This window comes from Mycobacterium basiliense (genome assembly GCF_900292015.1).
Classification (GTDB): Bacteria; Actinomycetota; Actinomycetes; order Mycobacteriales; family Mycobacteriaceae; genus Mycobacterium; species Mycobacterium basiliense.
This window is the reverse complement of the sequence record NZ_LR130759.1, coordinates 1,724,565-1,746,077: the sequence shown is the minus strand read 5'-3', so window position 1 is coordinate 1,746,077 and position 21,513 is coordinate 1,724,565. Positions and strand designations below refer to the sequence as shown.

Annotated in this window: 20 protein-coding genes and 2 pseudogenes; 7 read left to right on the top strand and 15 right to left on the bottom strand. The window is 65.0% G+C overall.

Annotated features, from left to right (window positions below; all coding sequences use genetic code 11):
* Positions 1-10: 10 nt before the first annotated feature.
* From MB901379_RS07515 to MB901379_RS07505, 3 genes are all read right to left on the bottom strand, one after another.
* Entirely contained in the window at positions 11-643 is a 633-nt protein-coding gene (locus MB901379_RS07515) for a vitamin K epoxide reductase family protein (protein WP_232022015.1), read from the bottom strand.
* A gap of 8 nt (positions 644-651) precedes the next feature.
* Positions 652-1,416 (bottom strand): DsbA family protein, encoded by a 765-nt coding sequence (locus tag MB901379_RS07510; protein WP_158019023.1) that lies wholly within the window; start codon positions 1,414-1,416, stop codon positions 652-654.
* 123 nt (positions 1,417-1,539) lie between these two features.
* On the bottom strand, positions 1,540-2,658 hold the full coding sequence (locus MB901379_RS07505) for an alpha/beta hydrolase (RefSeq protein ID WP_158016038.1): 1,119 nt from the start codon (positions 2,656-2,658) through the stop codon (positions 1,540-1,542).
* A gap of 287 nt (positions 2,659-2,945) precedes the next feature.
* Here MB901379_RS07505 and MB901379_RS24495 point away from each other — a divergent pair.
* Together MB901379_RS24495 and MB901379_RS07500 are read left to right on the top strand one after the other, a co-directional pair.
* A pseudogene (locus MB901379_RS24495) lies at positions 2,946-3,190 on the top strand (hypothetical protein); the annotation flags it as partial.
* 6 nt (positions 3,191-3,196) lie between these two features.
* Complete coding sequence (locus MB901379_RS07500) at positions 3,197-4,045, top strand: aldo/keto reductase (protein WP_158016037.1); 849 nt, start codon at positions 3,197-3,199, stop codon at positions 4,043-4,045.
* Positions 4,046-4,069: 24 nt separating this feature from the next.
* On the opposite strand, the gene MB901379_RS07495 is transcribed toward MB901379_RS07500, so the two are convergent.
* Genes MB901379_RS07495 through MB901379_RS07485 form a run of 3 tightly spaced genes read right to left on the bottom strand, consistent with a single transcriptional unit; the run spans position 4,070 to position 8,705 of the window.
* Positions 4,070-4,783, bottom strand: a complete 714-nt coding sequence (locus tag MB901379_RS07495; RefSeq protein WP_158016036.1) for an HNH endonuclease family protein — start codon at positions 4,781-4,783, stop codon at positions 4,070-4,072.
* The gene (gene recG / locus MB901379_RS07490) at positions 4,780-7,029 is read right to left on the bottom strand and encodes an ATP-dependent DNA helicase RecG (protein WP_158016035.1); all 2,250 of its coding nucleotides are present in this window, start codon (positions 7,027-7,029) and stop codon (positions 4,780-4,782) included. Before recG ends, MB901379_RS07495 begins: the two co-directional genes overlap by 4 nt.
* Before the next feature lie 2 nt (positions 7,030-7,031).
* Positions 7,032-8,705: a DAK2 domain-containing protein gene (locus MB901379_RS07485; RefSeq protein WP_158016034.1), complete on the bottom strand. Its 1,674-nt coding sequence runs from the start codon at positions 8,703-8,705 to the stop codon at positions 7,032-7,034.
* 304 nt (positions 8,706-9,009) lie between these two features.
* On the opposite strand from MB901379_RS07485, the gene rpmB reads away from it, so the two are divergent.
* Positions 9,010-9,204 (top strand): 50S ribosomal protein L28, encoded by a 195-nt coding sequence (gene rpmB, locus MB901379_RS07480; protein WP_158016033.1) that lies wholly within the window; start codon positions 9,010-9,012, stop codon positions 9,202-9,204.
* Between the two features lie 72 nt (positions 9,205-9,276).
* Here the strand turns inward: rpmB and MB901379_RS07475 are convergent, their stop codons facing one another.
* The 4 genes from MB901379_RS07475 to MB901379_RS07460 are packed head-to-tail and all read right to left on the bottom strand — an operon-like array spanning position 9,277 to position 11,415.
* Entirely contained in the window at positions 9,277-9,417 is a 141-nt protein-coding gene (locus tag MB901379_RS07475; RefSeq protein WP_158016032.1) for a hypothetical protein, read from the bottom strand.
* A gap of 36 nt (positions 9,418-9,453) precedes the next feature.
* Positions 9,454-10,137 carry a uracil-DNA glycosylase gene (locus MB901379_RS07470; RefSeq protein WP_158016031.1) on the bottom strand — a complete coding sequence of 228 codons (684 nt, stop codon included), beginning with the start codon at positions 10,135-10,137 and terminating at the stop codon, positions 9,454-9,456.
* Positions 10,134-10,424, bottom strand: a complete 291-nt coding sequence (locus MB901379_RS07465; protein ID WP_158016030.1) for a DUF1330 domain-containing protein — start codon at positions 10,422-10,424, stop codon at positions 10,134-10,136. The genes MB901379_RS07470 and MB901379_RS07465 overlap by 4 nt, the downstream gene beginning before the upstream one ends.
* 25 nt (positions 10,425-10,449) lie before the next feature.
* Positions 10,450-11,415: a thiamine-phosphate kinase gene (locus MB901379_RS07460; RefSeq protein ID WP_158016029.1), complete on the bottom strand. Its 966-nt coding sequence runs from the start codon at positions 11,413-11,415 to the stop codon at positions 10,450-10,452.
* 110 nt (positions 11,416-11,525) lie between these two features.
* Here MB901379_RS07460 and MB901379_RS07455 point away from each other — a divergent pair, with 110 nt between their 5' ends.
* The gene (locus MB901379_RS07455) at positions 11,526-12,137 is read left to right on the top strand and encodes a DUF3515 domain-containing protein (protein ID WP_158016028.1); all 612 of its coding nucleotides are present in this window, start codon (positions 11,526-11,528) and stop codon (positions 12,135-12,137) included.
* Here the strand turns inward: MB901379_RS07455 and MB901379_RS07450 are convergent.
* Both MB901379_RS07450 and MB901379_RS07445 read right to left on the bottom strand, forming a co-directional pair.
* A complete protein-coding gene (locus MB901379_RS07450) occupies positions 12,134-13,255 on the bottom strand; it encodes a D-alanine--D-alanine ligase family protein (protein WP_158016027.1) in 1,122 nt (373 codons plus the stop codon). The genes MB901379_RS07455 and MB901379_RS07450 overlap by 4 nt on opposite strands.
* 123 nt (positions 13,256-13,378) lie before the next feature.
* Positions 13,379-14,386 (bottom strand): NAD(P)H-dependent glycerol-3-phosphate dehydrogenase, encoded by a 1,008-nt coding sequence (locus tag MB901379_RS07445; protein WP_158016026.1) that lies wholly within the window; start codon positions 14,384-14,386, stop codon positions 13,379-13,381.
* A gap of 157 nt (positions 14,387-14,543) precedes the next feature.
* On the opposite strand from MB901379_RS07445, the gene cofC reads away from it, so the two are divergent.
* From cofC to mutT1, 3 genes are all read left to right on the top strand, one after another.
* Positions 14,544-15,221, top strand: a complete 678-nt coding sequence (gene cofC / locus MB901379_RS07440) for a 2-phospho-L-lactate guanylyltransferase (protein ID WP_158019022.1) — start codon at positions 14,544-14,546, stop codon at positions 15,219-15,221.
* 51 nt (positions 15,222-15,272) lie between these two features.
* Positions 15,273-17,477 (top strand): RNA degradosome polyphosphate kinase, encoded by a 2,205-nt coding sequence (locus MB901379_RS07435; RefSeq protein ID WP_158016025.1) that lies wholly within the window; start codon positions 15,273-15,275, stop codon positions 17,475-17,477.
* Positions 17,478-17,556: 79 nt separating this feature from the next.
* On the top strand, positions 17,557-18,495 hold the full coding sequence (gene mutT1 / locus MB901379_RS07430) for an 8-oxo-(d)GTP phosphatase MutT1 (RefSeq protein ID WP_158016024.1): 939 nt from the start codon (positions 17,557-17,559) through the stop codon (positions 18,493-18,495).
* 63 nt (positions 18,496-18,558) lie between these two features.
* Here mutT1 and MB901379_RS07420 read toward each other — a convergent pair.
* The 3 genes and pseudogenes from MB901379_RS07420 to leuC form a co-directional block, all read right to left on the bottom strand.
* A pseudogene (locus tag MB901379_RS07420) lies at positions 18,559-19,196 on the bottom strand (HU family DNA-binding protein).
* Between the two features lie 223 nt (positions 19,197-19,419).
* A complete protein-coding gene (gene leuD / locus MB901379_RS07415) occupies positions 19,420-20,016 on the bottom strand; it encodes a 3-isopropylmalate dehydratase small subunit (protein WP_158016021.1) in 597 nt (198 codons plus the stop codon).
* 19 nt (positions 20,017-20,035) lie between these two features.
* A complete protein-coding gene (gene leuC, locus MB901379_RS07410; RefSeq protein ID WP_158016020.1) occupies positions 20,036-21,457 on the bottom strand; it encodes a 3-isopropylmalate dehydratase large subunit in 1,422 nt (473 codons plus the stop codon).
* Between the last annotated feature and the right edge of the window lie 56 nt (positions 21,458-21,513).

Genomic DNA, 21,513 nt, shown 5'->3' with positions numbered 1-21,513 from the left:
TGCCGATCACTCAGATGAGTGTCGCCCAGTAGTTCCAGAAACGGATCATGATCAGCAGAAACACCGCGGTGAACCACAGCACGACGAGCGACCATCGCCACTGAAAAAGCAGGCGCGCGGTAACGCCATTTTGCCCGTCCGTCGGGCGGAACGCCATCGAAGCGACGACCACCAGCAGTGTGACGGTGATCGCCCAGATCACCATGCAATACGGGCACAGGGACCCAATGCGGTACAAGCTTTGGAAGATCAGCCAGTGCACGAACAGCGCACCGGTAAGCATCCCGACTGTCAGTCCGTGCCAATACCAACGGGGCAGAGGCACTTTCGCCACCGAGAGCACACCGGTGACCACCACCACGGTGAAGCTGGCGATGCCGACAAGCGGATTGGGAAAACCCAGAATCGACGCTTGCGGCGTCGACATCACCGAGCCGCACGACACGATCGGGTTGATGTTGCACACCGGCACATAGGTCGGATCCAGCAGGCTCCTGATTTTCTCCACCGTCAACGCACCCGAAGCCAGCAAGCCGAGGACACCGGCGATCAGTACCCACCATGCGCTGAGCGCGGGCACGTGCACACCGCTCGCTTCGCCCGGTGCCAGACCGCTGGAACGCTCGGCAGGTTCGGCTGACACGACAGTGGTCAGGATGTCTCGGCCGCTGCCGCGGAGTCTATGCCCGGAACGTTTCCCACAATTTCCTTGATCTTGGCCACGAACGCATCCGGCGTCGACCATTCATATTCCTCGCCGTTGATCTTGACGGTCGGCGTCGCGTGCACATTTGCGGCCGCAGCCAACCCTTCAACCTTGTCGAGGTACTTTCCGCTGTTGATGCAGTCCGGCACTTTGCCCACGACACCGGCTTCGCGGGCGATTTCAATCAGTTTGGCGTTGTCCGGGAAGTTCTTGCCCACTTCGGGAGGCTGGATGTCCTTGCTGAATAGTGCGGCGTGGAAGCGGCGGAACGCGTCGAGGGATTCATCAGCGACGCAATAGGCGGCGGCGGCGGCCCGCGCCGAATAGTTGTCGTTGTGCGGGCTGGAAAGGATCGCCACCATCGTGTAGTCGGCCGCGATCGCGCCGATATCGATGAGCTTGGAGACCGCCGGACCGAATGCGCGCTCAAAATTGCCGCAGGCAGGGCAGAGGAAATCCTCGTAGAAGGACACCACGGCCTTGGGCTGGTCGGTACCCGGCGCGGTGACCAGCTTGCTCGACGTCACCCGGATCGCGTCGTTTGGACCGGCCACACCGGCCTTCTTGTGGTGCGACGTCACGATGTAGAAGACCAAGGCGACGGCGAACAGCACGATGAACGCGGTGCCACCGATCTGGATGAGCCGGCCGAATTTGCCGTCGGGCGACTTCAGATCGATCCGCGGGGGGCGCTTATTTTTGTCGGCCACGGGCTCGCTCATCCTCACATGTTCGAATTGTCGGCTTTGCTCCCCTTGCGGTGCGCTTGACCTCCGGTGGTGGGGCGCCTCTAGAGTACCGGCGCCAAACCGACGGCGGCCGACACCCGCAGCTCACATCCGGCTCAGGTGCGCGCGCAGCGCGGAGATCAGCTCGCTCGTCGCGGCGGCACTATCGCCCCCGAGCGGAAAAAGATTGATAAAGCCGTGCGTCAGCGACCCCATGTAGCGCAGGTCCACCGGGTTTCCGGCGGCCCGCAAAGCCGTCGCGTACTCCTGGCCTTCATCGCGAAGCGGGTCGAACCCGGCGACGGCGATCAGTGCCGGCGCCAGGCCCGCCAGCGAGTCGGCTCGCAACGGGGACACCCGAGGATCGGTGATCTCGACGCCGGAACCCTTCAAGTACTGCGAATGGAACCAGTCGATGTCTCTCTTGGTCAGCAAGAAACCACGGGCGAACAGGCTTATCGATCGGGTCTGCCCGCCGAAGTCGGTCCTGGGATAGATCAGCCACTGAAACACCGGAGCCGGGCCGCCACCGTCACGTGCCAGCTGGCACACCACGGTGGCCAGGTTCCCGCCCGCGCTGTCGCCACCAACCGCAACGCTTCCCGGGGTCGCACCGAGTTCGCCGGCGTGCGCGTACGCCCATTGGAAGGCTGCAAAGGCGTCATCGATCGCCGCCGGCGCACGATGCTCGGGCGCCAGTCGGTAGTCGATCGACAGCACATGGATGCCGGCATCACGGCAGATCAACCGGCACACCGCATCATGAGTGTCCAGGTCCCCGATGACCCAGCCGCCGCCGTGATAGAAGACCAGCAGCGGCGCTGCTGCACCACCTGGCGGACGGTAGTGTCGGGCCCCGATCTCACCAGCGGGTCCGGGCAGCGCCAGGTGTTGGACCTCAACGTGAATTTGCGGACCGGCGAATCCCATCGTGACTTCTCGCATGTAGGCACGGGAGATCGCCGCGTCGTCGTCGACGACCAGGCCGTCGATTCCTACGGCCCGCATACCCGAGAGCATCAGCTGCAGCGTGGGATCAAGGGTGTTGCCGTCGATGACCACCGAACGACCTCGGGTAAGAAGCCGTTTGGCGGCGTCCGGGAGCCACGGAATGACTTTTACGCCGACGTTGGTCACGCCATTTTGGATGCGACTGGTCCACCGCATCGACTCGCCCGTTGTTCCGGGCTGCAGGTTCGGCACACCTGGCAGGCTCTTGGTCATGGGCTGCTCCCTCGAAAACCCTTCACGCTCAACGACGGTCATCGGGTACCCGCCGTCGGGCTCGACATCTTCCGAATCGAGTCGGCGGACACCAATCGGCGACTGGTCGCCGATTCCGACGTGCCCCGGTAACCAACTCTAGTGGTCGCCGAATTGACCAACCCCGACCAGGGCCGCAAGGCTGGGCGATCGAGCACCAGCACCGGCTGACCCCAGCCGGGTGGCAGGCCATGGCCGCCTGCACGACGTGACCGGACCGCCTCGCAATGCTCACTCCCGGGCCCAGCCGGACGCCATCGACGCGGGCGTTGATTAGGTCGCATATACAACTCGGTAATATCGTGGTCCCCAGGTCGCGGACCCCGAAACGGATTGTGAGCAACTTCGACGTGTTCGACTTCGAACGCAACGCCGGTGAACTGGCGTTGACCTTTCTGACCTCGTCGATCTCGTCGCTCGCGTCGATCACGTCGCTGGACCACGGACCCCGGCTTGGCCCTAATCGGAGAACCTCAATTTCACAGGCAGGTGAGATACGTTGACTGGCGAATCGGGCGGCGCCGCTATCCCCTCAATAACCCTCAATGACGAGAACACCATGCCGGTGCTCGGTCTCGGCGTCGCGGAATTGTCGGAAGACGAAACCGAGCGTGCGGTATCGACGGCGTTGGAGATGGGCTGCCGGCTCATCGACACCGCCGCGGCCTACGGCAACGAGGCCGCAGTCGGCCGGGCGATCGCCGCATCCGGCCTTCCGCGCGCGGAGGTGTTCGTCACCACCAAGCTGGCCACCGCCGACCACGGCTTCACCCTTGCGCAGGAAGCCTGCAGCGCCAGCTTGGAGCGTCTCGGCATGGACTACGTGGACCTGTATCTGGTGCACTGGCCGGCGCCGGCGGTCGGAAAGTATGTGGACGCTTTCGGGGGCATGATCCAATCTCGCGGCGAAGGCCATGCCCGTTCGATCGGCGTATCCAATTTCACCGACGAGCACTTGTCGAACGTGATCGACCTCACGTTCGTCACCCCGGCGGTCAACCAGATCGAGCTGCACCCCCTGCTCAACCAAGACGAGCTGCGCAAAGTCAATGCGCAGCACAACGTCGTCACGCAGTCCTACACGCCGTTGGTGCTCGGCCGGTTGATGGACAACCCCACCGTGACATCGATCGCGGGCGAGTATGGCAAGACCCCCGCACAGGTGCTGCTCCGGTGGAACCTGCAATTGGGTAACGCCGTGGTCTTTCGTTCGGCAAATGCCGAGCACCTGGCCACCAACCTGGACGTGTTTGATTTCGAATTGGCCAGCGAGCACATCGATGCCATGAATGGCCTGGACGACGGCACCCGCGTTCGTGAAGACCCCCTGACCTTCAGCGGCGTGTAGTTGCCGATCCAGCCTGGCACCGCCCTATCGGGTTGGACAGGTGGTCGCCGCCCGGCGCAAAACGCCGGTCGACGCCTCGTCTATCGGTAACGAGTACCCGCGCAGCACCGCGATGAACTGCATGGCGTACTGACACGCAAACGAGGCGTTGGGCGGCATCCACTCCGCGGGCGCCGAATCGCCCTTGTCCTGGTTGGCCTGGCCCTGCACGGCCAGTAGGTTGGCCGGATCGTTGGCGAACCGTACCCGTAGCGGATCCGACCAGCTATACGCTCCCATATCCCAGGCGTAGGACAGCGGGACTATGTGGTCGATCTGGACGGATTGGCCGACGTGGGCTCCGCGTTGGAAGGCAACAATGGCGTTGGTGTACGGATCATGCAACGTCCCGGTGGCCACCGCGTTCGGGCACCGCTTCGTCGCCACGTAAGTCTTGTCCACCAGATCCCTATCGAGGATGTCGTCGCGGGTGTCGCACCCGTTGTGCCCGCCCACCGCATCGTTGTCGTCGTCCCAGGCCGCGCCGAACGCATCCCGGCGGTAGTCGTAGCGGTGGATCCGCTGCGGCAGCACCGCAATACCCGCGAGCACATCGGTACCGGGTTGCACAGTCGGGACGTCGGCGCGCGTGGCGAACTCGTCGGCCTGCCTGGCCCGTGAGGACGTCAGCGTCTGATAGGCAACCACCAGCGCCAACGCGGCAAGCACCGAAAGCCACAACAACAGCCTGCGATTCACGACTTGTCCAGGTACTCGATGCGATCGGTGTTGGTGAATCGTGCTGCCATCAACGCCAAACCGGGGTGCGCGCCGGCGTCTGGGCCCGGTGCCCGGTCTTGGTACGTTTGGTTGCAGAAATCCCGGGCGGACTCGATGAACTGCTGGTGCTCGGCCAAAGACAGCAACCGCAAGGTGATGGCCCGGCCGGACTGGTTGCGGCCCAGCACATCTCCTTCCTTGCGTTCCTTGAGGTCCAGATCGGCCAGCGCGAACCCGTCCATGGTCTCGGCGACTGCGCGCAGCCGCCGTCCCGCCGGAGAGCCCGTCGGGACCCAGCTGGCCAGCAGACACAGACTCGGATGTTCGCCGCGGCCGATGCGGCCGCGCAGTTGATGTAACTGGCTGATGCCGAACCGGTCGGCGTCCATGACCAACATGACGGTGGCGTTGGGGACATCGACGCCTACCTCGATGACGGTGGTACACACCAGCACGTCGACCTCACCGGCCCGAAAGGCCGCCATCGCGGCTTCCTTGTCGTCGGCCGACAACCGTCCGTGCATGAGCGCCAGTCGCAGATCCTTCAGCTCGCCGGCACGCAACCGAGCGAACAGTCCCTCGGCGGTTGCCGAAGGACGGCCACCCTGCTCCGCTTTGTCGGACTCATCGTCCTCGTCGATCCGCGGCGCGACCACGTAGGCCTGGCGCCCGGCGGCGACTTCCTCGATGATGCGCTGCCAAGCCCGCTCGAGCCAGGCGGGCTTGTCCTTGACGAAGATGACGTTGGTGGTAATCGGCTGGCGTCCGCGCGGAAGTTCGCGCAGCGTTGAGGTCTCCAGATCGCCGTAGACGGTGAGGGCAACGGTGCGCGGTATGGGAGTAGCCGTCATCACCAACAGGTGCGGGGTGATGCCGGCCGGCGCTTTGGCGCGCAACTGGTCTCGCTGTTCGACGCCGAATCTATGCTGTTCGTCCACCACGACCATGCCAAGGTTGTGGAATTCCACCGCATCCTGAAGCAGCGCATGGGTTCCGATCACGATGCCGACTTGGCCGCTGGAAATCTCGGCTCGCACCTGCTTTTTCTGGCCCGCCGTCATGGACCCGGTCAACAGGGCCACCCGGGTAGCCACTCCGCCGTCGCTGTCGGCCCCACCCAGCTGTCCACCCATGCCCAACGGACCCAGAACATCGTTGATCGATAGCAGGTGTTGCGCAGCAAGTACTTCCGTCGGCGCCAACAGCGCGCACTGGTAGTCGGCATCAACCATCTGCAACATCGCCAGCACCGCAACAATCGTCTTGCCCGAGCCAACCTCTCCTTGCAACAGCCGGTTCAACGGCCGAGTAGCCGCCAGCCCGTCGGAGAGCTCATCGAGCACCTCACGCTGTCCCGCCGTCAGTTCGAAGGGCAACCGACGCAGCAGTGCTGCCACCAAACCGTGGGATTGCCGGGGCGCCCGGGGCCCCGATTCGGACAGCTCGCCGTGCCGCCGGGAGACGAGCGCCCACTGCAGGCCGATCGCTTCATCGAAGGTCAGTCGCTGGCGCGCCCGCTCCCGTTCGGACTCGTTCTCGGCCAGATGAATAGCACGCAGTGCGGTGTCTTCGGAAATCAGGCCGTGCTCGGCACGCAGCGCCGCAGGCAACGGATCATCTACCGGGTCAAGGACTTCGAGGACCTGACGCACACACTTGAAGATGTCCCAGCTCTGCACCTTGGTGCTGGCCGGATAGATCGGGAAGAACCGCCGTTCGAATTCCTCCATCGCCAGCTCGCCGCTGATGGCTTGGGAGGCATCGGCGATGCTCTTCAACGATCTGGTGCCATGGTTCTTGCCGTCCGGCGAGTCCAGGATCAGAAACGCCGGATGGGTGAGCTGCATGACGCCCTTGAAATACCCGACCTCCCCGGACAGCATCACCCGAGTGTGCTGGGTGAGACCCTTCTTGATGTAGTCCGCGTTGAAGAACGTGGCAGTCACCTTCTCGCGGCCGGAGCCGAGCGTGATCCGCAGACACAACCGTTTGGGGGTCTTCTTCATCGGAAACGACTTTGTTTCGGTGATGACGTCAACAATCGTGATGTGCTCGCCCTCTTCGGGCCGCTGGTCGTCCGCGCCGCGCCTGGCCCCACCCTCGACATAGCTACGTGGGTAGTGCCGCAGCAGGTCGTCGACGGTTCGAATGCCGAATTCTTCCTCTAGAGCGTCGGCGGCCTTGGCGCCCAGAATGAAATCGAGCCGATCGCCCAGTGCCACCACGGCTACTCCACCCCAATCAGCAGCGCATCACCGCGATGACCGGTGCGGTAGGTCACCAGCTCGGAGCCCGGATGATGATCATGCATGTGCTTTTCCAGGATGCCACCCAGTGCGGCGGCATCGTCGTCGTCAAGTTCGGCCCCCAGCAGCACGGTTACCAAGTCGCCCCCCGATGCCAGCAGCAAGTCGAGCAGTCCGGTCGCCGCCGCGGCGACATCATCGGCGACAATCAGCACCTCGTCACCCGCGATACCCAGACCGTCGCCCGGCTTACAGGCGCCGGCCCACGTCAAAGCCTTCTCGGTGGCATTGCGTACCGACCCGTGCCGGGCCGCGCCTGCGGCGCGAGCCATGGTGTAGCCGTCATCGACCGCCTGGCTGCCCGGGTCGTGCACCGCCAGCGCCGCCAACCCCTGGACCATCGATCCGGTCGGCACGGGAACCACTTCGACTCCCCAGCCGATGGCCGCGGTACAGCCCGCCACCAGTTCCTCGGCGGCCACATACCCGTTGGGCAGCAAGATCACCTGCGACGCGCCGGTGTCCACCACCGCACGTACCAACTGATGGGCGCTGATATCGGCGGCGGGAAGGGCGGCGTCCGGGCCGGGGCGCAGCACACAAGCGCCCTCCCCGGCGAACAACTCGGCGGCACCGTCACCGTCGACAACGGCCAGCACGGCGCGTTCCCGCGTCCAGCTGCCTCCCGGACGCCCATTGACGCCGGAGCTAAGCGCCGAGATCACGATCCTGCTCGGCCGCCCGGCCGCCAGTCCGGCTTCTACGGCTGCGCCCGCGTCATCGGTGTGGACATGCACCGAGTAGCTGTGTGCGGACGCGGCCGCGATCGCCACCGAATCTCCCACTTGGCCGAGCCGAGCGCGCAGCGCGTCGGCCGCGGCGGCATCACAATCGGACAGCAGATACATCACCTCAAATTGCGGCGCCGGCCCCTGCACGACCGGGGCGATGGACTGTCGTGGCGACGGCTCGTAGACCGGCCGGGCGGGCGCCTGGCCGGTGATTGTCGATTGCAGTGCATCGAGCATGACCAGCAAACCCCGCCCACCGGCATCCACCACCCCGGCGGCGCCGAGCACATCGAGCTGCTCGGGGGTTTTCTCCAGCGCGCGGACCGCCGCGTCACCGGCGGCAGTGATGGCGGCCGTTAGCCCCTCACCCCCGTCGGCGCACCGCTCGGCGCCGGCGGCGGCGGCGCGCAACACCGAAACGATGGTTCCGGGGACCTCTTCCCCACCCATCGAGACGACGACCAGCTCGACCCCTCGCCACAGCGCGGCGGCCAGCATCGCGGCCTCAATCGTGGGCAAAGCGCCGGCGGAGTCGACCGCAGAATTCGCGGTCACGTCGGCGATGCCTCGCAAGATCTGAGACAAGATCACACCGGAGTTGCCGCGCGCCCCGTTGAGGGCGCCGGCCGCCAGGGCGGCCGCAACCTGGGAGACGTCGGCGTCGCCAGCGCCCGCGCCAGCTTTCGACTCGGCCTCGGCAACTGCGGAACGCATCGTGAACAGCATGTTTGCGCCGGTATCGGAATCGGCGACGGGGAACACATTGAGCCGGTTGATCTCATCGATGTGGGAAATCAGGTCGCTGACCACCGTCTGCGCCCAATCCCGCAGAGCAGAGGCGTCAAGTAGACGTCGTGTGCCCACCCGACCCCACCTCCTTTGCTGCACTTTGCTGGCGCCACCCAGTGGGGGCCAGCGTAGCCCGGCGACGACACCGACAGTTTGCGGCGGTTTCGGTCCTCGGGCACGGCCGGCGGCGGGGCGACCCGGCGCATCGAGCCTAGCCAGCCGGACCGACAGCACTGGTCACGACGCATCCCCGGGCACTGGGTCGTTTTGGCGCTTGCGGAGAACCCCAGCTATCCTGGGACGGCCCGGCTAGCCTGGGCTGTCTCGGCGTGCGCTCCCGGAAGATCGCCGGACCCCAACAGACTTGAGGAGTTGAACAATGGCCGCTGTGTGCGATATCTGCGGGAAAGGCCCCGGCTTCGGCAAGTCGGTGTCGCACTCCCACCGCCGCACCAGCCGCCGGTGGGACCCCAACGTCCAAACCGTGCGCGCCGTGACTCGCCCCGGCGGCAACAAGAAACGGCTCAACGTGTGCACCTCGTGCCTCAAGGCGGGCAAGGTCACCCGCGGCTGACCAGCGCGTACCCGACGGGATAGCGACCGGCTCGCGGATGCTGGGCCGGCCGGTGGGTCCGGCGTGAGCCATTCATTCGCCCAGAAACACCACATGCGTGTTCATGCCGTCGTCCGACTCGCCACGAGTTAGCGCCTTACCGGCTTGCGCCGCGGCGTGGTCCACCAACTCCCGCAGCGCGGTCAATCCCGACAGCGGCAACGCCGCCGCCACGGGTATGGCTGACCATTGACGGCGCGGTCATTTCGATCAGGGCAGCCGCCAATCGATCGGGTCGGCACCCAACTGCGCGAGCAATTCGTTGGTACGACTGAACGGCCGCGAGCCAAAGAACCCGCGCGACGCCGACAGCGGCGAGGGGTGCGGTGACTCGATGGCAACGCAGCTGTCGGCGGCAAGCATCGGTTTGAGTGTCGACGCGTCGCGCCCCCACAGGATCGCCACCATCGGTTGAGAGCGCGCCACCAGCGCGCGGATCGCGCACTCCGTCACCGCTTCCCAGCCCTTGCCCCGATGCGACGCCGGGTTACTGGGACGTACGGTCAGCACCCTGTTCAACAACAACACACCGCGCTGCGCCCAGGGTGTCAGATCGCCGCACGACGGCGGTGGATAACCCAAATCGGCGCCATACTCCTCGAAAATGTTGGCCAAACTGCGGGGCAGCGGACGCACCTCGGGCGCCACCGAGAAGCTGAGACCCACGGCATGCCCGGGCGTCGGGTAGGGATCTTGCCCCACGATCAATACTCGAACCTTGTCGAACGGAAAGGTGAAGGCGCGCAGCACATTCGACCCAGCGGGTAGATACCGACGACCGGCCGCGATCTCGGCTCGCAGAAACTGACCCACCTGAGTTACCTGGTCGGTCACCGGTTCGAGCGCGGCGGCCCAGCCCTGCTCGACCAACTCGGTCAACGGACGTGCGGTCACTGCAATCCCTTCACCAGGAGCACCACCGTATCGGCGCCGGCGTGACGATCTTTCGAGATCTCTTGGTACTCAGGCGATTGCGCCCAAGCACGGAATGCGGCTTCGTCGGGGAACGACATCAGTACCACCTTTTCGCTGTCGGACTGTCCCTCGACTACCTGCGGCGCCTCGTCCGCCGCCAGCAACGTTCCCGAATGACGACGAAAGACATCGAAGAACTTTGCCTGGTAGCGGTCATATGCTGCGCGGTCGGTGAATCTCAGCTGGGCAATCGCGTAGACGGTCACCGCGCCACCCTACTCAATTGCCGTACTACTCGAACGACTGCCAACCCGGGTATCCAGCCCACTCTTGGCCGTCGACGAGCACTCGGGCCGGCCCGTCGCACACCCGTCCAATGACGCGCCAGCCGTCCGGCACCGCACCGCCGAAACAGGCCACCAGAGCATGGTCTTCACCGCCGCCCAACACCCATCGCCAGGGCTCAGCGCCCAGCGCATCGGCGGCCGCGGTCAGCGCATCATGATCGTCGGCCATCGCCTCGGTGGACAGCTCGATGCCCACCGCGGATGCCTCGGCAATGTGTCGCAGGTCGGCCACCAGACCATCGGATATGTCGATCATCGCCTGGGCCCCCGCGGCCGCGGCTACCCCGCCCTGGCCGTAGGGCGGCAGCGGCACCAGGTGACGACGCCGCAGTTCGTCGAATCCATCAATCGCGCTGTGCCACAGTTCATATCCGGCAGACGAGCGACCCAGTTCACCGGCGACCGCGACCGATGCGCCGGGTGTGGCACCCGAGCGCAGCACCGGCGGGCGTCCGTCGAGATCACCCAGCACGGTCACCGACACCACCCACTGCGGGCACCGGACCAGGTCACCACCGACGATGCCGGCACCGATTTTTCCCGCTTCCTCCCACATCCCGTCGGCGAGCGCGCTCACCTGGCCCGCCAGGGTATCGGCGGGAGCCCCGAAGCCCACCACGAAGGCGGTGGGCCGCGCCCCCATCGCGGCGATGTCGGCGGCGTTCTGGGCGATGGCCTTACGACCGACATCATGAGGCGTTGACCAGTCCAACCGAAAGTGCCGATCCTGCACCAGCATGTCGGTCGACAGCACAACGCGGCCGTCACGAGCCGACACCACTGCGGCGTCATCACCCGGCCCCAGCTCAACCATCGCCGGTTGACGACGACCCAGCACCAATCGGTCGATGACGGCGAACTCACCGAGCTGCTGCAGCGTCAACGACTCCGCGGATTGATCGTCGCGCACCCCACCTCCTCCAAGCCGAGGATCTCCGCCGGGCCCATTCGAGGACCGCTGAGCACCAGCGCGACTGCGGTACGTTGGGTCCTGCCCGCCCGGGCGGACCGAGTCAGTGTATGAGATCGGAGGTGGCCGGCCAGGTGACGGGCGATGCCCTTGCCAATCCCGAGGCCGACTCGGACGGTCCGTCACGCGTCGTGATGGTTGCCGCCGTGGTGTTGGCCGTGGCGGCGACCGTAACGATCCTGGCGCTTGCCGCCACCCGGAGCACGCCACAACTGCCGGTGACCGTCCCTGCGGTGCCGGCACCGCAGGCCGCCAGTCCCGCATGCCATGCGCTCCTGACGGATCTGCCGTCGGATCTTGGCGACTACCGGCGCGTCCCCATTGCGCAACCCGCTCCCGAAGGCGCCACCGCGTGGAGTTCGGGACCCAACCACGAGCCGATCATCCTGCGCTGCGGGCTGGACCGCCCGGTCGACTTCGTGATTGGCTCGCCGATCCAGATCGTCGACAAGGTGCAGTGGTTCCGGGTCAGCGACGACCCGCAACCCGGCGGACCCCAGTCACCGGATTCGGGCAGATCGACCTGGTACACCGTGGATCGTCCGGTGTATGTGGCGCTGACCTTGCCGGCGGGGTCCGGGCCAACACCGATCCAACAGTTGTCCGAGCTGATCGACCGCACCGTTGCGGCCGTTCGGATCGACCCGGCACCGGCTCGTTAGCGCAACCCGACGCCGCGCGCCAGCGCCGTGTCCACCATGGTCGCAAGCAAGGTGGGATAGTCGACGCCGCTGGCCGCCCACATCCGCGGGTACATCGAGATCGTGGTAAAGCCCGGCATCGTGTTGATCTCGTTGATCACCGGGCCGTCGTCGGTGAGGAAAAAGTCGACCCGGGCCAGACCCTGACAGTCGATGGCCATAAACGCCCGAATCGCCAGTTGTCGCACCGCGTTAGCGATGTCGTCATCGACCTTGGCCGGCACGTCCAACTCCGCCGCGTCGTCGAGGTATTTGGTGGCAAAGTCATAGAACGAATCCTCGCGTCCACGCACCCCGGCCACCCGGATTTCCCCGAGGGTGCTGGCCTGCAGCGTGCCGTCCGGCAATTCCAACACACCGCATTCCAGTTCGCGGCCGTTGATCGCGGCCTCGATCAGCACCTTTGGATCATGCCGGCGGGCCTCGGCAACCGCGGCGGGCAGCTCATCCCAGCTCGACACCCGGCTCACCCCGATCGACGAGCCCCCGCGAGCGGGTTTGACGTAGACCGGCAGCCCCAGCCGTTGGCGTTCGGGCTGATCCAGCGTGGGTTGGGACGGGCGCAACACGGCGTGCGGCCCGGTCGGGAGCCCCGCGGCGGCCAGCAGTTTCTTGGTGAATTCCTTGTCCATACCGGCCGCACTGGCCAGCACACCGGCCCCGACGTAGGGCACGCCGGCCAGCTCAAGCAAACCCTGGATCGTGCCGTCCTCGCCGTAGGGACCGTGTAGCACCGGAAAAACCACATCGACGGAGGTCAACACCTCACCGACACCCGGTGGCAACGACACCAACCGCCCGCCCCACCGTGGATCCGCCGGCAGGGCCAGCTCGGGACCCGATTGCAGGCTCACCTGGGGAAGTTGCCGGTTGGCGATCGTCAATGCGTCGGGGTTGGCATCGGTGAGCACCCATGACCCTTGTGGGGTGATCCCAATCGCGATCACGTCGAATCGCCGCGGGTCGAGGTTTCGCAGAATGCTGCCGGCGGACACGCACGAGATGGCGTGCTCGTTGCTGCGCCCGCCGAAGACAACGGCGACCCGGACACGCTTTTCACGCCGGTCGGTGGCACTCACAACCTGGAGACGTTACCGGGTCCGGCTCGACCTAGCCCGAACCAGCGCTCCAAGCTGCGGTTTTAGCATCCGGGCCCGGCAGACGGGGGGTGACGTGGTGCGGCATCACGATCACAGCAGCACCTATTCGGGCTTGGTGCTGCGGCCCAGCAGAAGCGCGATCGCCTCGTCCACCGACAATCCCTTGTGGCAGACGCCGTGCACGGCGTCGGTGAGCGGCATTTCCACGTCGTAGCTGCTGGCCAACGCGAGCACCGATTGGCACGACGTCACCCCCTCGACGACGTGGCCGTCCCTGCTGTGCAAGGCCGATGCCAAGCTCTCGCCGCGACCCAGGCGCTCACCCAACGACCGATTGCGGGAGTGCGGAGAGGTGCAGGTGGCCACCAAGTCGCCCACGCCCGCCAGCCCGGCCAGCGTGGCTCCTTTGGCGCCCAGCGCGATACCGAGCCGGATGATTTCCGCCAGCCCCCGGGTGATGATGGCCGCCGCGGTGTTTTCGCCCAGGCCGACGCCGACGGCCATCCCACACGCCAACGCAATGACGTTCTTGCACGCGCCGCCGATCTCGGTGCCGACCACGTCGGTATTGGTGTACGGACGGAAATAACCACTGTTCAATGCCCGCTGCAGCGCCACCGCGCGCCCGGAGTCACTGCACGCGACGACGGTGGCGGCGGGCTGGCACTCGGCGATCTCGCTGGCCAGGTTGGGCCCGGAGATCACCGCGACCTGTGCCGGATCGGCACCGGTCACCGATACGATCACCTGACTCATCCGCATGAGCGTGCCCAGCTCGATGCCTTTGGCCAGACTGGCCAGCGTCGCCCCCGCCGGCAGCAGGGCGGACCATTGTTCGAGGTTGGTCCGCAGTGTCTGCGCGGGCACTCCCAGCAGGACGGTGTCTGCACCGCTTAGCGCCTCTTCGGCATCGGTGGTGGCTCGAATGCCTTCGGGCAGCAACGTCCCCGGAAGATAGTCGGGGTTGTATCGCGTCGTGTTGATCCGGTCGGCCACATCCGCTCGGCGAGCCCACAGCACGACCGTTCCGCCGGCATCGGCCATCACCTTGGCCAGGGCGGTGCCCCAGGCACCGGCGCCCATCACCGTGACGGTTCCCGTGCTGGCCATCCACACACCCCTGGTTGTCGTGTAAGTAGTCTGCTACCGCAGCTATAGCCGCTACACATTAGACCCCGCGCGGGGGTGGCGTCACGCCGATGCGCGGCGGGCTGCTCGCGGGTGACACAGAAGACAGACACAAACCAACGCTGGCAGGATGACCTTCATGAGCGGCACACCGGCCGGCGGTACGGGTGATGTCGGCCTGATCATCGCCGTGAAGCGGTTGGCCGCTGCCAAGACCAGGCTGGCTCCGGTGTTCGCGGCACCGACCCGGGAGCGAGTGGTACTCGCCATGCTGGTCGACACACTGACCGCGGCGGCGCGGGTACGCGCATTGCGTTCGATCACGGTCATCACCCCCGATGACGTGGCTGCGGCCGCGGCGGCCGAACTCGGTGCCAGGGTGCTGGCCGACCCGACGCCGGAGGGCGACATCGATCCGTTGAACAACGCGATCACCGCCGCCGAACGCGCGATGGCCGGCTCCTTTGCAAATATCGTTGTGTTGCAAGGTGATTTGCCAGCGATGCAGACCCAGGAACTGGACGAGGCGATCCGCGCCGCACGCCAATATCAGCGCAGCTTCGTAGCCGACCGGCTGGGCACCGGAACGGCCGCGCTGTTCGCTTTCGGCAGCCCGCTGCGCCCGCACTTCGGCACCGATTCCTGCGCACGACATCGCCGTTCGGGTGCCATCGAGCTCACCGGCGCGTGGCCCGGCCTGCGATGCGACGTCGACACACCGGCGGATCTGGCCACCGCCCGGCGGCTCGGGGTGGGAGCGGCGACCGCGCGCGCCGTCACCAACGCCAGCACGCTGCCCAGGTTGGCCGGGGAGTGAATGGCGCACTAACGGGACGTAGATCTGACTCGTGTGCTGGCACCGTAACGGTTGATAGGCAATGATCGCTGGGTGACCGAAATCGAAACCAGCCCAGTCACGCAGGCGCGGCCAGATGACACCGAGTGGGATCCGGGTGACTCGACCCTGACCGCTCCCCCGGCCGCGACACCGGCTGCCACCAACGACCAGCTGCCCGAGGACCGCTACCTCAATCGGGAACTGAGTTGGCTGGACTTCAACGCTCGGGTGCTGGCGCTGGCCGCCGACAACTCCATGCCGCTGTTGGAGCGCGCCAAGTTTCTGGCAATTTTCGCTTCTAACCTCGACGAGTTCTACATGGTGCGGGTTGCCGGTCTTAAGCGTCGCGACGAAATGGGGCTCTCCGCACTGTCCGCCGACGGTCTGACGCCGCGCGAGCAACTGCGCCGAATCGGTGAGCAGACTCAGCAGATCGCCAGCCGGCACGCACGGGTGTTCCTCGATTCGGTGCTCCCGGCGCTCGTCGAGGAGGGCATCCACATCATCACCTGGGCTGACCTGAATCAGTCCGAACGCGAACAACTGTCAACATATTTCAACGACCAGGTGTTCCCGGTGCTCACTCCGCTCGCGGTGGATCCCGCGCACCCGTTTCCGTTTGTCAGCGGGCTGAGCCTGAATCTGGCAGTCACCGTCAAGCAACCCGATGACGGTGGTCAGCATTTTGCCCGGGTCAAGGTTCCCGACAACGTCGATCGCTTTGTCGAGCTGGGCGGCCAAGACAGTGATGGCACCGAAGGCCAGGCGGTACACCGATTCTTGCCGGTGGAGGAACTCATTGCGGCGTTTCTGCCGGTGCTGTTCCCGGGCATGGACATCGTCGAGCATCACGCATTTCGGATCACCCGCAACGCCGACTTCGAAGTTGAAGAGGATCGCGACGAGGATCTGCTTCAGGCACTCGAGCGGGAACTGGCCCGCCGCCGATTCGGCTCGCCGGTACGACTTGAAGTTGCCGACGACATGACCGAAGGCATGCTGGAGTTGTTGCTGCGCGAACTCGATGTGCATCCCGGTGACGTCATCGAGGTGCCCGGACTGCTCGACCTGTCGTCGTTGTGGCAAATCTACGGTGTGGACCTGCCGGCGCTCAAAGATCGGACTTTCGTTCCGGCCACCCACCCCGCCTTCGCTGAGCGGGAAACGCCCAAGAGCATCTTCGCGACCCTGCGCGAAGGTGATGTGTTGGTGCATCATCCATACGATTCGTTCTCCACCAGCGTGCAGCGGTTCATCGAGCAGGCCGCCGCGGACCCCAACGTGTTGGCAATCAAGCAAACGCTCTACCGCACGTCCGGGGATTCGCCGATTGTTCGAGCCCTCATCGACGCCGCCGAGGCCGGAAAGCAAGTGGTGGCACTGGTTGAGATCAAGGCGCGCTTCGACGAGCAGGCCAATATCCGCTGGGCGCGTGCCCTAGAGCAGGCGGGCGTACACGTGGCCTACGGGATCGTCGGACTCAAAACACACTGCAAGACAGCCTTGGTGGTCCGTCGTGAAGGGCCGCTGATCCGGCGCTATTGCCACATCGGGACCGGCAACTACAACAGCAAAACCGCGCGGCTGTATGAGGACGTCGGTCTGCTGACGGCGGCTCCGGATATCGGCGCGGACCTGACCGATTTGTTCAATTCACTGACCGGCTACTCGCGGAAGTTGTCCTACCGCAATCTGCTGGTGGCCCCCCATGGGATTCGCCGCGGCATTATCGAGCGCGTCGAACGTGAAGTGGCCGCTCACCGCGAAAGTGGTGACGGCCGTATCCGGCTCAAGATGAATGCCCTTGTTGACGAACAAGTCATCGATGCGCTGTATCGGGCGTCGCAAGAGGGCGTACGAGTCGAGGTAGTGGTGCGCGGCATCTGCGCATTGCGGCCGGGTGCGGAAGGCTTTTCCGAAAACATCTTTGTCCGGTCGATTCTGGGTCGGTTCCTGGAACACTCGCGGATCATCCACTTCCGCGCTATCGACGAGTTCTGGATCGGCAGCGCCGACATGATGCACCGTAATCTTGACCGACGTGTTGAGGTGATGGTTCAGGTCAAGGACCCAAGACTTACCGCGCAGCTGGATGAGTTGTACGAGTCGGCGCTGGACCCGTCCACCCGCTGCTGGGAACTTCGACCCGACGGGCAGTGGACCGCGTCGCCCCAGGAGGGCCATACCGTGCGGGACCACCAGTTATCGCTGATGGAGCGGCACCGCAGTCCGTAACACTGGACAACTCCGGCTGATAATCTGCCAAATTCTCGACCGTGCGCGGCCCAGACCGAATTGACCTGCAGGAGTTAAAGTGTCGATCCCCAGCTCGTCGGTCCGCCGGCGGTCGGGAGGCAAGACTGTTTATGCCGCCGGCGCGGTGCTGTGGCGCCCCGGCAATGCCAAGGGGGCAGTTGAGATCGCTGTCATTCACCGACCCCGGTACGACGATTGGTCGCTGCCCAAGGGCAAGGTGGATCCCGGAGAGACCGCGCCGGTGGCCGCGGTGCGTGAGGTGCTCGAGGAGACCGGCTACCACGCCCACCTGGGCAGGCGTCTGGTCACGGTGAGCTATTCGGTCGACCAGGGCGTCAAGAAGGTTTACTACTGGGCCGCGCGCTGCCTGAGCGGGGCGTTTGTCGCCGGCAGCGAGGTCGACAACCTCATCTGGCTACCACCCGCCGATGCCATGAAAAAACTTGACTATGCACAGGATCGAAAGGTCATGCGGAGATTCGTCAAACAGCCCGCCGAGACCAAAACCGTGTTGGTGGTCCGGCACGGGAGCGCGGGCAGCAGGTCACGATTTGCCGGCGATGACGCCAAGCGGCCGTTGGATAAGAAGGGACGCGCTCAGGCGGAGGCGCTCGTCGCGCAGCTATTGGCTTTCGGCGCTACCGAGGTGTACGCGGCCGACCGGGTGCGCTGCCATCAGACGGTGCAGCCACTAGCCGAGGAACTGGAAGTGGCCATCCACAACGAGCCCGCCCTCACCGAGGAGGCCTACGCAAAGAACCCCAAACGAGCCCGGCAACGGCTGCTGCGAATCGCTGCGCACGAGGGCACGCCGGTGATCTGCTCGCAGGGCAAGGTAATTCCGCATCTGATCGCATGGTGGTGCGAACGCGACGGCGTACGATCCGACAAATCGCGCAACCACAAGGGCAGCACGTGGGTGCTCTCGCTAGCCGGCGACCGGCTCATCGCGGCTGACCACATCGGCGGCGCGCTGGCCGCCAACGTGCAGGCATAACACGCGAATACCCCCCGGGCGGCATTGTGCTACCACCCGAAGGGTATCTGCGCCTATACCGATCTACTTGCGACCGCGCCTGGTGCTCGTCGCCTTCTTGGCGGGAGCCTTGGTGGCCGGCCTCTTTGCCGCCGCCTTCTTGACCGGAGCCTTGGTCGCCGCCTTACGCACGGGTGCCTTGGCGGCGGTCTTCTTCACCACAGCCTTGGTCGCCTTCTTGGCGGCTTCTTGGCCGGTGCCTTGGTCGCGGCCTTCTTGGCCGGTGCCTTGGTCGCGGCCTTCTTGGCCGGTGCCTTGGTCGCGGCCCTCTTGGCGGTAGCCTTCGCCGCGGCCTTCCTGGCCGGAGCTTTCTTTGCCGCCTTCTTGGCGGCAGCACTGGCCATCACACCACGCTTCACAGCGGGACCTTCCGATGGGAGACGCTGCGCGCCAGCCACAACCGCTTTGAATTGGGCACCGGGACGAAATGCCGGAACGGACGTCGGCTTAACCTTCACCGTCTCACCGGTACGCGGATTGCGTGCCACGCGAGCCGCGCGGCGACGCTGTTCGAACACACCGAATCCGGTAATCGTGACGCTGTCGCCCTTGTGCACGGCGCGCACAATGGTGTCGACGACATTCTCGACGGCAGCAGTCGCCTGCTTACGGTCCGAGCCCAATTTCTGTGTGAGCACGTCAATGAGCTCTGCTTTGTTCATCCAACCCTCCGAAGCTAGCGGTCCTCGTTTATGGACCGACTAGCGAACACGGTAAACCCTTACCCGCCTGATTTCCAAGAGCCACGCGCAATTTCAGACCCCGCTGAACGCCATTTTCGCAATCCGATTGCCGCCCTTGACCGGTGGCGCGGCCTCAAAATGGGTTCGGCTCGACCGTGTTACCCAGGCTTGCCGGAGTCTGAATTGCGCGTCAGTCGACCGTTCATTGAGCCGGTAAAGTGCGTGGTTTCCAGGCCGGGTAAGCCGCCTCGTAAGACTCGATTTCGTCGAGTTTCCGCAGCGTAAGGGCTATATCGTCAAGTCCTTCAAGGAGTCGCCACGCGGTGTGGTCGTCAATCTTGAACGGCAGCACCACTGTTCCGGCGGTGACAATTCGATCTTGAAGATTGACAGTGATTTCCAAACCCGGACTCTGCTCGATGAGCTTCCAAAGAAGTTCGACGCCATCTTGGTCAACTTCGGCCGCCAACAGCCCCGCCTTGCCCGCGTTGCCGCGGAAAATGTCTCCGAACCGAGATGAGATAACCACTCTGAATCCGTAGTCCATGAGCGCCCAGACAGCGTGCTCCCGGGAAGATCCGGTGCCGAAATCGGGTCCGGCGACCAACACCGAGCCCCGGTCAAAGGGGCTGAGGTTTAGGATGAATGCGGGATCCGAGCGCCAGCTCGCGAACAAACCGTCTTCGAAACCGGTTCGGGTGACACGCTTCAGAAAGACCGCAGGGATGATCTGATCGGTGTCGACGTTGGACCGACGCAGCGGCACACCGATGCCGGTATGGGTGACAAAGGCTTCCATGGCGCTTACCTCTTTCGATTCAATCCAAATCCGACGGCGCGGACAGGGTGCCACGCACCGCGGTCGCGGCGGCCACCGCCGGCGAAACCAGGTGAGTCCGGCCGCCCTTGCCCTGCCGCCCTTCAAAATTGCGGTTGGATGTCGCGGCGCACCGCTCCCCGGGCGCAAGTTGATCGGGGTTCATCCCCAGGCACATAGAGCATCCCGCCTGCCGCCATTCGGCGCCCGCGGCGGTGAAGACTTCGCCGAGTCCCTCCCGATCTGCCTGCTCACGAACCCGCATCGATCCCGGAACAACGAGCATCCGAACCCCCCGGGCCAGCTTGCGGCCCCGTAACACGTCAGCCACCACCCGCAGATCTTCGATACGACCGTTGGTGCATGACCCCACGAACACGGTATCGACGCCGATGTCGCGCATGGCCATTCCCGGCCGAAGATCCATGTACGCCAATGCTTTCTCGGCGGCCTGGCGCTCCGCATCGCCGGTTATCAGCTCGGGATCCGGCACCGCCGCCGACAGCGGCACACCCTGCCCCGGATTGGTTCCCCAGGTGACGAAGGGGCTCAACTCGGCGGCATCGAGGTGAACCTCGGTGTCGAACACGGCACCGGAATCAGTCCGCAGTTGTTGCCAATACCGCAGGGCGGCGTCCCACTGGGCTCCGGTTGGCGCGTGTGAGCGATCACACAAAAATTCGTACGTGGTCTCGTCCGGCGCCACCATGCCCGCGCGGGCGCCGGCTTCGATGCTCATGTTGCAGATCGTCATCCGGCCTTCCATGGACAGCGATTCAATGGCGCTGCCCCGGTATTCGATGACATGACCTTGGCCACCACCGGTGCCGATCTTGGCAATCAGCGCAAGGATGATGTCCTTGGCGGATACCCCCGCGGGCAGGCGCCCGTCGACGTTGACGGCCATCGTCTTGAACGGCCGCAACGGCAACGTCTGGGTCGCGAGCACATGTTCGACTTCGGAAGTGCCGATTCCCATTGCCAACGCGCCAAAAGCGCCGTGGGTGGAAGTGTGGCTGTCGCCACACACAATCGTCATTCCGGGCTGGGTGAGGCCCAGCTGGGGTCCCACGACATGCACGATGCCCTGCTCGATGTCGCCCATCGGATGTAGCCGGATGCCGAATTCTGAACAGTTGCGCCGCAACGTCTCCACCTGAGCACGCGACACGAGGTCGGCGATGGGCTTGTCGATGTCGATGGTGGGCACATTGTGATCCTCGGTGGCGATCGTCAGATCGGGACGGCGCACCCGGCGACCAGCCAGGCGCAGGCCGTCGAAGGCCTGCGGGCTGGTGACCTCGTGCACCAAATGCAGATCGATATAGATCAGATCGGGCTCGCCGTTCTGGCCAGCGACCACAACGTGGTCGTCCCAGACCTTTTCCGCCAGCGTGCGCGGCCTGTCGCTATCGAACGCCATCTCGAATCTCCTCGATTCGCTTCTGCGCGGCTCAGTCAGTCCGAACTGGTATCTCA